This window comes from Sphingomonas sp. SDUR79 (assembly GCF_056821745.1).
The window spans coordinates 194,857-208,530 of record NZ_JBPDIN010000001.1 but is presented as its reverse complement, the minus strand read 5'-3'; the positions used below and the strand labels follow the sequence as shown (position 1 = coordinate 208,530).

Genomic DNA, 13,674 nt, shown 5'->3' with positions numbered 1-13,674 from the left:
CGCGCGTCATCCACCTCTCCCGTGTTCGGGGTCGGTCGGAAGCTCGGGGACCGGCGCGGACTCGATGCGCCAGATGATGGATTGGGCTTGGCTGATCGAACCGGCTCGGCGCGCAACGTCGGCCCACACCGACAGGCTGACGGTGGTCGAAAAGTCGATATCGCGCTCGATGCCGAGGCCGAAGGGCAAACCAATGCCCGCCAGTTCGGACAGGCTGAAATGCCCGAGTTCGGGACAGCCGAACCCAAGGTCGGCCAGTCCGAACAGCGTGTCGCCATCGTCGTAAAGTTCGGTTGCCAGCCATGTCGCCGCACCGAGCGGATTGAAGAATTTGACGACCGGCGCGGGATCATGATCGCACGCGGCGGAGCGTTCGGCGTTCACGCGCAGCGTGGCGCGAAGTTCGGGGGTGAGCAGGATCATCCCTCCGCCCCCTGTCCCGCGACGCTTCGCGCCGCCGGAGCCTTGCGAGGCTTCGCCCCCTCCTCCGCCATTCCAACGATGCTGCGCATCGCCGGAACCTTGGGCCTCGTCGCCCTCCGTTCGCCAGAGTCATCATGGGAAGTGTCGCCTTGGACAGCCTCGGCCTGGGCGGCGGCGTGCCGTGCCAGCAGCCAGTCGGCAGCCTTGCTTGCGGCGCTGGCGGCGCGGAAGATCGCGCGGTTATCCTCGCGCAGCACCTCAAGCCACGATGCCAGATAGTCGGCGTGGCGGACGGTCGGCACGATGCCGAGCGCCGCGCAGAGGAAAGCCGAACCCATTTCGGCGACCAGTTCCTCGCGGGCATAATCCTTCGACCCGAAGCCGGTAGTCAGGTTGCGCGCGAGCCGCGACGGATGGCCGGTGGCATGGGTCAGCTCGTGCAGACAGGTCCGGTAATAATTGATCTGCTCGAAAAAGGCCGGTTGCGGCGGCACCTGCACATAATCCTGCGCCGGGACGTAAAAGGCGCGATTGCCACCGACGCGGAAGTCGATGCCGCTCGCCGCGATGACCTGCTCGGCAACCGGCACGATCTGGCGTTCGGGCAAGGGGGCCGGTTCCGGGTCGAGGCCGGGGCGCAGCGCTTCGCACTGGGCGACGTTGAACACAGTGAAGCGTTTGAGGAAGGGAATGGCCTTGGCGTCGCCGCCAGTTTCGACGGCGCGCGCCTTTTCGGCCTCGGGGATAAAGCGGTCTGCATAGACGACCGTGGTGCCGCGCTCGCCCTTGCGCACGCAGCCGCCCGCCTCAAGCGCCTGTTTGAACGTGAGCCAGCCCTGCGAAGGATAGCCATGTTCGATCACCGCGCCCCACAGGATCAGCACATTGACGCCAGAGTAACGCCGGGCCGTAAGCGCGTTGCGCGGGAGACCGGGGCTGGCCGCGCTGCCGTTGCCATCGGGACGTCCGGGGGCACCGGCTGTCGCCCAAGGCTGAACCCATGGGAAGCGACCTGCCTCAAGCTCGGCGATGATCCGGGCGGTGACCTCGTCATAGAGGTTGACGCGGGTCGTTTCGGAGTCAGTTCCGGGCTTGGCCGGGGTTGCTCTTCCGGCGCGGGACGCGGTGGGTTTCCGGCCCGCGCCGCGCGCGCGATGGCAAGTTGAAGCACGCATCGTTCACCTCCTGCACCGCCCCAAAACCACCAGGGCCTCCCCGGAAGCGGGGGTGGGCGGCAAGATGCGAACCGGAGAGGCCCGCTTGAGCGGCTCCGGCACCCGAAGGGCCGCAACGTAGGTGAAGGAGCCGGGCGCAGCCCGGCTTGCCGGGGACGCGAGCGGGCCTAGCAGGGAGCGCCGCCCACTCCCGCGCCACCGGGAGAGGCCACCAACAGCGCCGCCGCGCGAGCGGCGACCGCAGCCGTTTCCGGCGGCAGAGCCGCCGCTAATGAAGGGATGGCCCCCGGCCGGTGCGGGCGAACGCGCGGTGCAGGGTCGGGCTTTGCAAGGCAAGGCGGCACCTGTCGCCGGCGTTGCAAAACCGGGCGCACCGCCCGCCCGAGAGGTCGGAGTGCCTGCGGGGCCACCATCAGGCGCCGCACCCTGCGAGGCTGCTGTGCGGCCCACAAAGCGGGACTTTGTGGGATCACCCGCGCCGCAGTCCGGCAGTGTGCGTCCTCAGCCCCGCTCCGTCAGGGTCAGCATCGCTGACCCGCGCCAGCCGATCGTCACCGTCAGGCCGAGACCCGGCCACGGGGCTCGGCGGCGCGAAGCCCGGCTTCGAGCCGTAGAGCGCGGTCGCGCCGCTTCACCGGCGTGAGGCGCCATCGCTTCGCACACCCGATCGGGTCCAGGGATGAGGCGCACCGCGTCCATCCGACCCAAGGGTGGGCTAGGGTTTGCGCCGCATCAATTGACGATATCCGCCACGCGCCATTGCACCAGCCTCGCGTACCAGCCGCCGGACCCGCGAGCGCAGCGAATCGGATACGTCATTCCAGTCGCGCGCCACCCGCTCGCTGCCGAACAGGATCGAACCGATCTCGCGCTGGCTCGCACCTTGGCCGATTGCATCATGGACACGCAACATATCGACGCCCCGATCGATCCGGACATCGCTGGGAAAGAGCGAGCGGGCGAAGCGGCGATGGCGACACAGATCGAGCAATCGGCGGAGCGGCAGCAAGCGGGCCTCCGCTGAGACAAGCCCACGCAACCTGTAATGCAACAGGACCGCTTCCTGGCCCGCCAGACGGCCCTCCTCGACATCGAGCCGAATATGATGCCAGCCATCGGATAGCACGACATGCTCGCGCCCGGCCGCGTCGGTCGCAATGGCGAGCCAGGGCGCGATCCGGTCGATGCGGAGACTGTCCGGATCGGACGGGTCCGCCGACTCGGCGGTAACGGCAATTGCCCCGGGATCGAAATCGGCATGCCAGATGATCCGCGCCTCCGGGGCCTGGAGGTCGGGATGCTCGGCGAAAGTGCAGCCCCCAGGGCATGGCGTCGCCGGTGCCGCGGGTTGCCGTGCTGGCCCGCGCATACCAGCTGATATAGCCGGGATCGCGGCGCAGCCATTCCCACATCAGCCCCGCGCGATCGATGCTACGCAATCGATCATAGCTCGATCCGTTGCGCCAGTCGGTAGAAGCGTTCTCCCTAGCGTAACCGCTCACCAGTTTGATCCCGGGGGCAGCCTTACACTGCGGGACGAAACCTCCACAATGGACTGGAAGCTCAATCCTTTACGGTGCGCATACCCTGTTCCCGAGGCGCTGGCGCTTTGACGGACAAACCCACTGTGATATTGCACTTTTATTGCTAGATTCGCCGTGCGCTGGTTTGAGATCCCACCGTTCGGCCCGTACCCGCGTGAAAGGACGATCGCCGGGATTGCGGTGGCTTGAGACGCCGCCCGCGATTGCGTTGATGCCCGATGCACCTGCACGCAATGGCAGTGCGGTTCATGCACGTCGTCGAAGATGTCGCAAGTGCCGACGACCTCGCGGCGGCGATGGCAGCGATCACCGACGAGCTCGGCTTCCAGTACTTCGCATTGACGCACCATGTCGACATCGTCGCGGCAAGCAGCAGCGCGATCCGGCTGCACAACTATCCGGCACAATGGGCCGACTATTATGACGGCAACGCGCTTGGCGTCACCGACCCGGTCCATAGGGCAAGCCATGTGACAAGCATGGGATTTTGCTGGTCGCGCATGCCCGATATGATCCCACTCACAGCGTGTGACCGCAAGGTGCTGGCGCTTGGTCGCGATCAGGGAATCGGCGACGGTTTCACAATACCGGCGCATGTCCCAGGCGAAGCGCGCGGCTCCTGTTCGTTCGCCAGCGAAGCGGGCCGGCCGGTGCCCGAGACGATATTGCCGGTGGCGCAACTCGCGGGCAATTTCGCCTTCGAGGCCGCGCGACGCTTGTGGAGCATCCGCGGTCACATGCCGGTCGCACAGCAACGGCCGCTGACCGATCGTCAGCGCGATTGTGTGCTTTGGGTTGCCCATGGCAAGGGCGACTGGGAGATCGCCATAATCCTCGGCATCAGCGAAGAGACGGTTGCGCGCCATATCAAGGACGCCTGCGAGCGTTACGGGGTAAGCAAGCGGACATTGCTGGTGATCCGGGCGCTGTTCGACGGAACGCTGACCTTCACCGACCTATTCCGCCACTGATATACCCCTTTTCCGGGATAGCGGCGCAGCCTGCTCCTCGCCGACCCTTGCCCGATCACTCGGTCAGGGAGACACCGACATGCTGCAAGTCCTCCAGTCCACCGGTAGCCCGGCATCCGACGCCGCGCTCCGCGCAATGTTCGCCGCGCGCAAATCCGTCTTCGTCGATCTGCTCAAATGGGACGTGCCCGTGCTCGACGATGCCTATGAGATCGACCAATTCGACAATATCCATGCCACCTACCTTGTCCTCACCGAAGCGGACGGCACCCATCTCGGATCGGCCCGCCTGCTGCCGACATGCCGCCCACATATTCTCGACAGCCTCTATGCCGAGTTGTGCGAAGCGGTCCCGCCCAAGGGACCGGGCACCTTCGAGATTACGCGCTTCTGCCTCGATCGGCGGCTGAACGCAGCCCAGCGGCGCATCGTGCGCGATACGTTGGTAACGGGACTGGTCGAGCATGCGCTCGCAACCGGCATTACCACCTACACCGCACTGGCCGAAATCGGCTGGTTCCAGCAAATCCTGGCGTTCGGCTGGCGCTGCATGCCGCTCGGTCTACCACGGATCGTCGGCGGCACGTTGCTTGCAGCGCTCCGCATCGACATCACGCCCGAAACGCCAGAATTGCTTGCCGCGGCAGGCATCGCGGCAAAGCCGATGCCGTTCGACGGCCGTCGCGTCGCAGCCTGATAGGGGAGCATTTCGATGACGGATATGTTCGACCTCGCCGGCGAGATTGCGCGACGCACCGCCGAACTTTCTGCCCGGGGCTATTGTCACATTCCTGACGCGTTGCCGCCCGCGGCGGTCGGTGCTCTCGACAATGATCTCGCGGCGCATTTCGCCCGGACGCCATTTGGTCAGGGCGGATTCTACGGCACGACGACCAAGCGATTCGGTCGACTTCTCGTCCGTTCGCCAAAGGCTGCGGCGCTGGTCCAGCACCCCCTGATCCTCGGCATCGTCGAGGCGGTCTTGTCGCCGTGGTGCGACCGGATCCAGCTTAACACCACCCAGGCGATCGCGGTGCATCCGGGCGCGCCGGCGCAGTTGCCGCACCGGGATCAGGACATGTGGCGTGGACCGACCGGCGAGATCGAATATCTCGTCAATGTGATGTGGCCGCTGACGCCCTTTACGCGAGAAAATGGTGCCACGCTGGTCTGGCCGTGCAGCCACGGGCCGCAGGCGCTCAACCCGGAACCCGTCGAGACGCCAGTGGCGGCCGAAATGGAGCCTGGCGGCGCGCTGATCTTTCTCGGGTCGGCGCTGCACGGGGCGGGTGCCAACACCAGCATGGGCGTTCGGCGCGGTCTGGTCATCGGCTATTCGCTCGGGTGGCTCAAACCTTACGAAAATCAGTGGCTCGCTTATCCACCAGAGGTGGCGCGGCATTTTCCGTCGGAGCTGGCCGCGCTCGTCGGTTACCGTCAGCACCGCCCCAATCTCGGCAATTATGAGGGCCAGTGTCCTTCCGTCCTGCTCGGCGAAGACAGCGACCGTCCGTTGGGTGCAATCGATGCGCTGCGCCCCGATCAACAAGCGATGATCGACGCCTATCTCCAAGATCAGCGAGCTGCGCCGTGAATTCGGGCGCGACCGCGGAACGGGTTCATGAGGCGTTGAAGGCCCGCATCATGGGCCGCGAATTCCGGCCAGGCGACCGGCTCGACCCGGCGATCCTGGCGGTTCCGCTGGCATCGAGCGTGACGCCGGTCCGCGACGCCCTCCACCTGCTCACCGGCGAGGACCTGGTCGAGACGCGCACCGGCGACGGATTCCATGTGCCGGCGCTCGACGAGCCGGCGTTGAAAGACTTGTACGACTGGTCCGCCGAACTCGTCGCGCTCGCCATTCACGCCTGGCCGCGCCCACACGCTGCAATCGTCTTTCACCCGCGTGCGCAGGACGGGCACCCGATCGCCGAGCGCGTCGCGGAGGCGTTCCTCGGAATTGCCCGGCGCTCGCCGAATGGCGAGCACGCGCGTGCAGTCGATCGTCTCAACGCAAGGCTGCATGCCGTCCGCACGGTTGAAGCCCACGTGCTCGATAATGTGGATGCGGAACTGGCTGCCGTGACGGCAGCAGCAGAGGCCGGGGAGCGCAACCTGCTCCGCCGTCTCAACACGGCTTACCACCGTCGGCGGCGTCGCGCGGCGGCGGCCATTGTCCGCGCCGTGTACCGGGCCGACTAACGGTCACGATTTCGCTGATCGCTAAACAATCTCGATATAGAATCCGTATAAAGTTCGGATAGCCGGGCGCGCTTCATACACTCCCTGGGCTGCAACTCGCAGCCTGAGAGAAGGAGTGTATCATGGAACGCGAAGACGAAGTCATCGACCTGGGTACCGCGAGCGCCGAGACCAAGGGCCCCGGCGGCCCGGTCGACGATCTGGCGCTCGGAATCTTCCAGACCGGTCTTTCCGACGACTGAAGCGACGGCGCGCAGCCTTGGCTGCGCGCCGTTTCGCTATTCGCGAAAATGACAGGCTATGCTCTGCGCAAGGGACTGACATTCTGCCGTGTCGACGGCCGCTTCGTGTTCCTCGACTTGCCCCGCGATCGATATTTCTGCCTGAGTCCGGCCGCGGACCAGGCATTTCTCGATGTGACCGCCGGAGGTTCGCCCGTGTGGGTCGCGGCGGCGCTGCGAGATGGCCTGCTCCGCGAGGCTGCCGACGACACGCGCCCGGTTGCGTGTGTCCCGCCGGCCCCGCCGCGCGGGTCGCTGCACGAGAGCAACCAGATCGTCAGCCGGACGAGCGTGCTCGGGGCACTCACCCGCCGCGCGGCAAGTCGGGTCTGGCTTCGCGCACGCCCGCTCAAGGCGGTGCTGGATCGGGTGCAGGAGCGAAAATCGTCGAGAGCGGGCGTGGAATTGTCTGTGGCTCAGATCTCGCGGCTCGCTGCGGCCTATCGTCGCGCCGGAATGCTCGTATCCGCGCATGACCAATGCCTCGCGACCTCGCTCGCGGTCGCCTGGCAGCTCGCCAGCCTCGGGGCAACGCCCGACCTCATCCTGGGCGTGAAGCTGCATCCTTTCCAGGCGCATTGCTGGGTGCAGTTGGGCGATGTGGTCGTGAACGACCAGCTCGATGCTGTGCGCTTGTTCACCCCCATCCTGGTCGTGTGATGGCGGGGCAATATCTCGCCGTCCTCGGTGCCGACTCGCCCGATGGAGCCGTCGCGGCAAACCGTGTTCGCGCGCTCTGCAACCGTCGCGCCGACCTCGGCATTGTCGTCGATCAGCCCGACTTGCTGCTGATCGCGACGAACGATCTGCCGACGCTCCCGGTCGGACGCGACGAGGGGGCGGTTCTCGGTCAGCTTTACTCAAGAAGCACCGGCGCGCGGGTGAAAAGTCTCGATGGCGGCTGGAAGCACGCGATCCCCGTGTCGAATGGCAGCACACTGACCCAAGAGTTCTGGGGAAGCTACGTCGCATTCGTGCGCGGCGCCCGCGCGCGGCAATGGTCGGTGGTGCGCGCGCCGTTCGGTGCGTTGTCTTGTCTGATGACGCGCCTCGGCGCCGCCCTACTGGTCGCCTCCGACTTGGGGTTGCTCGCGGAGGCAGGCTGGACGCCGCAAGGTGTGGCCTGGGATCAGGTCGCGTCGCATCTCGCCATGCGCGACCTGCGCCGCGCTGCGACCTGCCTCATCGGGGTGGAGGAATTACTGGGCGGCGATCGCATGACCCTGGCAGATGGCAAGATCGCGCTCGACCGAATCTGGACGCCCTGGAAGCAGGCCGAGCGCTGCGGATCGGTGGCCAGTCGCGCCCTCGCCGTGGAGGCCGTCCAACAGGCTGTTCTGAATGCCGTCCGCTCGACCGTTTCGCGCGCTACACATCCGCTGCTCCTGCTGTCCGGCGGACTCGATTCGTCGATCGTTGCGGCCTCGCTCTCGGCGCTCGAGCGTCCGTTCAGCTGTCTGAACCTGGCAAGCGCGGGTGCGATCGGCGACGAGCGCGACTATGCGAGGCTCGTCGCCGACGCGCTGGGCGTGGAGCTCCTCGTGGCGCAGTGGGACGTGCGCGACGTCGATGTCACACGCTCGGCTGCCGCAGACATGCCCAATCCGTCTGCGCGCAGTTTCATGCAAGCGTCCGATCATTTGACGAGTGCCGCCGCTGCCCGAGCGGGTGCCGACCTGATCATCGACGGCGGCGGCGGCGACAATGTCTTTTGCGCACTGCAATCGGTCGCACCCGTTGCCGACGCGATGCTGCACGGCGAGCCCTTCCGCAGGACGCTGGCTGTGGCGGGCACGATGGCAGGGCTGGCGCAGACAAGCGTGTCCAACGTGCTACTGCGCGCTGTCCGTCGTGCCTATTTCCGCTCGGCGGCCTATCGCTGGTCGCCGGAATTGCGCTTTCTGAGCCGGGCAGCGCAATTCGGCGCGAGCGTGGCGGCCGCGCACCCCTGGCTCGAGCCCCCGCGCGGCAGCACGCCCGGCACGGCGGCGCATATTGCGATGGTCGTTGCGGCGCAAAGCTGGGCGGAGGTGGGTGAACCCCGGGCGCTGGCCAGCGCTTCCCCGCTCGTTGCCCAGCCGGTGGTCGAGGTTTGCCTTCGCGTGCCCAGTTGGTGGTGGTTCGCCGAAGGCAGGAATCGCGCCGTCGCTCGCGAGGCATTCGAAGGGATGCTGCCCAACGAAACGCTCAGGCGGTCGTCAAAGGGATCGCCCGACAGCTTCGTCGCCGAACTGTTCGAACTGAACCGGCCTATGCTTCGCGCGATGCTGCTGGACGGCAGGCTGCGCGCGGAAGGCATTCTCGATGCACAGGCCGTCGAGCAGGTGCTGGCCGATCCGCGCCCGGCTGTCGGTGCGGATTATCGCCGCATCATGCGACTGGCCGATGTCGAGGCCTGGGCGGCGAACTGGACAGCATCTATTGCTTGATGCGCGCCCGATCGCGGCGATCGCGCATTGCCTGCCAGCGTGCGAATTCTTCGCGCTTTTCTGGGTCGGGGTCGATGCGCCCGGCGAGCCAGAAGCCGAACCAGTCGAGGTTGCGCGCGTAGATGGCCAGACGATGCGCGGGCTGCCATTTGATATGATGCTCGCCCGGAAAGACGTACATGTCGACCGGCTTGCCATGCTCGCGCAGCGCGGTGAACGCCTCCAAGCTCGTCAGATATTCATCGTCCGCCAGTTGCATGAGCAAAGGCGTGTCGATCGCCGCCGCATTCTGGGCGATCGAGGCCGGTGCCCAGAAGGATCGATCCGATGCCGTAGCCGGCGGGTAGCCGAGCGCGCGCATGCGATCGGCATAGGCGGGACCGACGACCGTCATCACGGTCCAGGGTTCGATGCAGCATGAGCTCATCGCCGCCGCCGCAAACCGGTCGGTGTTGATGAGCGCGAACGCCACCGTGCTCGCGCCGTCGCTAAGACCGGTGATGCCGATCCGCGCGGGATCGGCGATCCCCAGATCGATCACCCGCTGCACGCCCTTCGTGACGGCCGACAACAGGCTGCGGCGCTCGCTCCAGCCGCGGGCGTTGGCAGCGTTGAGATCCTCATAGGTCTTGAGGGCCGGATTGGCTGCCGCGAAGAAGGGAGGGCGCTCGATGCTGAGCACGGCAAAGCCGCGCGCGGCAAAGGCATGGATCGGATATTCGTCGCCAGTCGCGCCGCGCAGGAACCCGTTGCTGAAATATTGCGTCACGATCAGCGGGAGGCGCGTGCCCGGACGGTAGCCGGGGGGAAGCACGAGGTCGCCGCGCGCTTCGAGGCCAAGGTCGTTCTTCCAGAACAGTCGGACCACGCGGCCAAGGCGAAGTCGCGAGAATTCCGGGTTCGGATCGTAAAGGAGGCGCGATTGCCCGGTGCGGGGGTCGAGGATGACGAGGCGCCGGGGCACCGTCGCTGCCTCGCGTGTGCAGACCAGTTGTGCGGCGAAGAGCAAGCAGCCGTCGAGGATATCCGTCGTGGCGAAAACGCGCTTTGGCGGTCCGGCACCCGGCGTCCAGCGATAAAGCGCCATCTCGCCGCGTGCCCAGCCTTCGCGCTGAAGGAACAACAGCGGCCCGCCGCCTGGAAGCCACCACATCCCGACGATCTTGCCCAAACACGCACTCGGCGGGCAGGTGACGGTCGCACCGGAGGCGGCGGTTGCCCGCAGGACGAGCGGCCCGAGCGGCGAGGACGATTGCCGTTCGGTCCAGGCGCGCCGCCCGTCCGGTGCGTCCGCCCGCGGATCGGGCGGGACGCCCGGCACACCCTCGGCACTGATGCGCTCCCGCTCGCTCGCGCTGGCCGGGGACAGTTCGCGATCCGCCAACCCGATCTTGAAATACTCAAGCGGCGTCGATGCGCTGGGCTGCGGGCCGTTTCCCATGCTCGGTACGAAACGTTCGTCGTAATGGAAGCCGCGACGCGCTTCGCGATCCGCCGCCGAACGCTCGGCAAGCGTTCCGGGGCGGCTTGCGAAGACCAGCCCAGTGCCATCTGAAAGCCAGGCGAACCGCTCGACATCGACCGCCGAGCGGGTGAGCGGACGGCCCGGTCCGCCCGCCAAAGCCACAAGCCAAAGCTGCGTCGTTCCTCGATCTCGCCGCAGATAGGCGATCCAGCGGCCATCGGGCGACCATAAAGGCGTTACGACCTGTGGGAAGCCGGTCCGGGCGAAGAGACCGCGATAGACGCCAACGGACAGGATCGGGTCCCCGCCTTCATCGAGGAGCCTCGGCGCTGCGGCGGGCTTGATGTCGATCACCGCGAGGCCGCGACAGTAGCGGTTGGTGTCAAGGTCCGCCCGGCTGATGACAAAAGCGGCGCGTGTTCCATCGGGCGAGAGACCAAGTGGGCTTGGCCATCCGAGGATCGATCCGTCCGGCAGTCCGATGTCGCGCAGTCGCACGAGATCCTCGGGTGCGACAAGCCGCTGCGGCTGATCGACAGCTTGCTGGCGCGGCAACAGGTCGCATCGCGCCTCGGCTATCAACGGCAGCAGGAGCGCAGCGGCAGTGGTCAGCACACGTCGCCGATGTCCGGGTACGGCCACTACCATTTCTTCGACAGCCCGACGGCGATGAAGCGTCCGACCGGCGAATAGTTGGTCGAGTCGTAGGGCGTATCGTAATAAACCGACGTCGCGATCGTCGTCGGCGTCTCGTCGAAGATGTTCTGGACGGACAGCGACAATTCGATCCCGGCCAGCGGTCCCGCAGCGTTGGCGAACCGGTACCGCCCCGAGATGTCGACAGTGGTCATTCCGCCGATACGGACTGCGGTCGCCGGGCGCGTGTCGCGGACCTCGCCGATATGGCTGACCGTCGCCGCAATGCCCAGCGGTCCGTTATCCCAGCGGATCATTCCGCGCGCGCGCCATTGCGGCGGATTGAACAGCCTGCCGGCCAGTGGTTGAACCGGCTGGGCGGGCGCGAGCTGTTGCTCGCTGTCGAGATAACTCGCGTTGAGGCTCATCTCGATGGAGCCGCGCGCAACCGCCATCCGATAACGTAGCAGCGCATCGACACCGTGGATCGACTGTCGCCCCGCATTGATGTTCGCGCTGTCGATGATCGCGACGACCCGCGCCGGATCATAGGTTGAGCCCGTGGCGTTGATGAACTGGTCCGCACCGGCGATGAGCGCAGCCTGCTGGCCCGGCGTCGGGTTGAGGGTGATCTGGTCGCGATAAATCGGGTTGGACAATGCCTGCGAGAGCAGCAGGATCGGATTGACGATGCGATCCACATAGCGCGTCGAGAAATAGCTCAGCTCAAGCGTCGCGCCCGCAAGCGAAGGCGGATGGAGTGCGATCGTCGCTGACCAGCTCCTCGCCTTCTCTGGCTTGAGCGCCGGATTGCCCCCCGCCCGTAACAGCGCGGATGAACCGGACGGATAGCCAACGCCGCCGAAACTCGTGACCGGATAGAGCAGTGCCTGCCCGACCTGATATTGCTGGATGAAGCTGGGTGCGCGGAACGACCGGCCCCAGGTCGCCTTCAGATCGAGGCTGTCCGATGGCGAATAGACGATCCCCAATTTTGGGGTGACGACGTCGGCTACGCCACGATAGCGCTCATAGCGGATCGCACCGCTCAGGTTGAGGTGCCGGATCAGCGGAATCTGCTGATCGGGCGAAATGACTGGCAAGCTCAATTCGCCATAGGCGTAGAAGATGTCCTGCGAGGCATCGATGTTCTGGATCGCGCCCGCGCCGCGAAACAGCGCGAAATCGTTGAACCGCACACCCGCCCCCAGCGCGAGTTTTGCCGGCCCGCCCGGAAGCGCGATCAGGGGTCCGTCGGCGGAGAGTTCGCCGGTGGTCGAGCGATTGTCGTAGCGTCCCCCAGCGGTGCTGGCGAAGGCATTGTTGACGAAGGTGTCTCCCCGAAAGGCCGTGCTGCTTTCACCAAAGCTGCCGGTGAGATTCACCCGCCACAGGTCCAGTGACCAGCGCAGGCTGGCGGCCAGCGCGTGGGATTCGGCCTCGAAGCTTTGCGTCGTTCGGCTGACTGCAAGGTCGCCCGCAAAATTGAGCGGATATGTCGTCGCACTGGTGCGGTGATTATAGAGCGCGTCGGCCTCGATCGAGAGGGCGTCCGTCAGTCGTTGATGACCGCTGGCGGTAACGGCATGGCGCGTGCTCGCGGGGAGCAGCGTGATGCCGGGACGCGAGGCGGCATAATCGCGGTCGGCCGCGCTGATCGCGGTGTTGTCGGCATATTCATAGGTGATGAAGGCGCTGCCGCTGTCCCAGCGACCGCCCGCGATCGCGCCATATTGCTGCTGGAAATTGCCGCCCTCGGTCGAGCCGCCGATGCGCGCGCGTGTCTCGATCCCGTCGAAATCGCGCTTGAGGACGACGTTGACCACCCCGCCAACGGCGTCAGAGCCATAGAGCGCCGAAGCGCCGTCGGCGACGATTTCGATGCGGTCGACCGCCGCCAGGGGAATCGCCGAGACATCGACGCCTTGCCGCGCCGAATCATAAGGGAGGCGGCGGCCGTTAAGGATCGTCAGCGTTGCGTCGCTGCCAAGTCCGCGCAGGTTGAACGACGATCCCCCGCCGACATTTCCGCCGGTGCTGGAAGGGACATTGAAGCCCACGCCCGGATTCTGCCCGCCGCCATAACTTTGCGGCACGCTGCGTGCGACCTCGCCAAGGTCCGACTGGCCGGCATCGCGTATTGCTTGCTGGTCCAGCCGGACGACCGGAGACGCCACCGGCGCTCCGCGAATACGGCTGCCGGTCACAACGACCTCAGACTCGCCTGCCTGTTGCGCAGTCTCCCGCGAAGCGGAATCCCGCTCGATGATCAGACCCGTAGCGATGACGCGATAGCGCAGACCCGAGCCGGCAAGCAGGGCATTCAGCGCCTCTTCGGCGGTGTGATCCCCGTCCAGGGCAGGCGCGTCCTTGCCGTTGACCAGGATGGAAGGCGCGATGATGCTACGGCCGGATGCAATGGCGACTGCGCGTAGCGATTCAGCCAGTGATTGTGCCGGAAGACGGTAGGTCTGTCGCCCGGAGGCTTGCGCCGATGCCGGGGCCGAACCCAGGATCAAGGCGGCTGTGCATGTCGAAATCGAAGTCG

13 protein-coding genes are annotated in these 13,674 nt (G+C 66.2%); 7 read left to right on the top strand and 6 right to left on the bottom strand.

Translation table 11 applies throughout. The features are described from left to right. Positions 1–6 precede the first annotated feature (6 nt). The 4 genes from ACRYLO_RS00925 to ACRYLO_RS00910 all read right to left on the bottom strand — a co-directional run bounded on the left by ACRYLO_RS00925 (position 7) and on the right by ACRYLO_RS00910 (position 3,010). Positions 7–423, bottom strand: coding sequence for a DUF2958 domain-containing protein (locus ACRYLO_RS00925; protein ID WP_224921302.1), 417 nt, complete (start codon positions 421–423; stop codon positions 7–9). After that, positions 420–1,598, bottom strand: coding sequence for an ArdC family protein (locus ACRYLO_RS00920; protein WP_482658446.1), 1,179 nt, complete (start codon positions 1,596–1,598; stop codon positions 420–422). Before ACRYLO_RS00920 ends, ACRYLO_RS00925 begins: the two co-directional genes overlap by 4 nt. Positions 1,599–2,313: 715 nt before the next feature. Next, on the bottom strand, positions 2,314–2,607 hold the full coding sequence (locus ACRYLO_RS00915; protein ID WP_482658445.1) for a DNA -binding domain-containing protein: 294 nt from the start codon (positions 2,605–2,607) through the stop codon (positions 2,314–2,316). Continuing rightward, positions 2,495–3,010 carry a transcriptional regulator domain-containing protein gene (locus tag ACRYLO_RS00910; RefSeq protein ID WP_482661649.1) on the bottom strand — a complete coding sequence of 172 codons (516 nt, stop codon included), beginning with the start codon at positions 3,008–3,010 and terminating at the stop codon, positions 2,495–2,497. Before ACRYLO_RS00910 ends, ACRYLO_RS00915 begins: the two co-directional genes overlap by 113 nt. Before the next feature lie 350 nt (positions 3,011–3,360). On the opposite strand from ACRYLO_RS00910, the gene ACRYLO_RS00905 reads away from it, so the two are divergent. From ACRYLO_RS00905 to ACRYLO_RS00875, 7 genes are all read left to right on the top strand, one after another. Continuing rightward, the gene (locus tag ACRYLO_RS00905; RefSeq protein ID WP_257844700.1) at positions 3,361–4,113 is read left to right on the top strand and encodes a LuxR family transcriptional regulator; all 753 of its coding nucleotides are present in this window, start codon (positions 3,361–3,363) and stop codon (positions 4,111–4,113) included. Positions 4,114–4,192: 79 nt separating this feature from the next. After that, the gene (locus tag ACRYLO_RS00900) at positions 4,193–4,810 is read left to right on the top strand and encodes an acyl-homoserine-lactone synthase (protein WP_257844699.1); all 618 of its coding nucleotides are present in this window, start codon (positions 4,193–4,195) and stop codon (positions 4,808–4,810) included. A gap of 15 nt (positions 4,811–4,825) precedes the next feature. After that, entirely contained in the window at positions 4,826–5,707 is an 882-nt protein-coding gene (locus ACRYLO_RS00895) for a phytanoyl-CoA dioxygenase family protein (protein WP_482658444.1), read from the top strand. Beyond that, the gene (locus ACRYLO_RS00890) at positions 5,704–6,315 is read left to right on the top strand and encodes a GntR family transcriptional regulator (RefSeq protein WP_257844697.1); all 612 of its coding nucleotides are present in this window, start codon (positions 5,704–5,706) and stop codon (positions 6,313–6,315) included. The genes ACRYLO_RS00895 and ACRYLO_RS00890 overlap by 4 nt, the downstream gene beginning before the upstream one ends. A 122-nt stretch (positions 6,316–6,437) precedes the next feature. Continuing rightward, the gene (locus tag ACRYLO_RS00885) at positions 6,438–6,557 is read left to right on the top strand and encodes a benenodin family lasso peptide (RefSeq protein ID WP_257844696.1); all 120 of its coding nucleotides are present in this window, start codon (positions 6,438–6,440) and stop codon (positions 6,555–6,557) included. Between the two features lie 48 nt (positions 6,558–6,605). After that, positions 6,606–7,256 (top strand): lasso peptide biosynthesis B2 protein, encoded by a 651-nt coding sequence (locus ACRYLO_RS00880; RefSeq protein WP_257844695.1) that lies wholly within the window; start codon positions 6,606–6,608, stop codon positions 7,254–7,256. After that, on the top strand, positions 7,256–9,025 hold the full coding sequence (locus tag ACRYLO_RS00875) for an asparagine synthase-related protein (RefSeq protein ID WP_482658443.1): 1,770 nt from the start codon (positions 7,256–7,258) through the stop codon (positions 9,023–9,025). The genes ACRYLO_RS00880 and ACRYLO_RS00875 overlap by 1 nt, the downstream gene beginning before the upstream one ends. Here ACRYLO_RS00875 and ACRYLO_RS00870 read toward each other — a convergent pair. Continuing rightward, positions 9,015–11,132 (bottom strand): Atxe2 family lasso peptide isopeptidase, encoded by a 2,118-nt coding sequence (locus ACRYLO_RS00870; RefSeq protein ID WP_260481393.1) that lies wholly within the window; start codon positions 11,130–11,132, stop codon positions 9,015–9,017. The genes ACRYLO_RS00875 and ACRYLO_RS00870 overlap by 11 nt on opposite strands. Further along, a complete protein-coding gene (locus tag ACRYLO_RS00865; protein WP_257844690.1) occupies positions 11,132–13,645 on the bottom strand; it encodes a TonB-dependent receptor in 2,514 nt (837 codons plus the stop codon). Before ACRYLO_RS00865 ends, ACRYLO_RS00870 begins: the two co-directional genes overlap by 1 nt. Between the last annotated feature and the right edge of the window lie 29 nt (positions 13,646–13,674).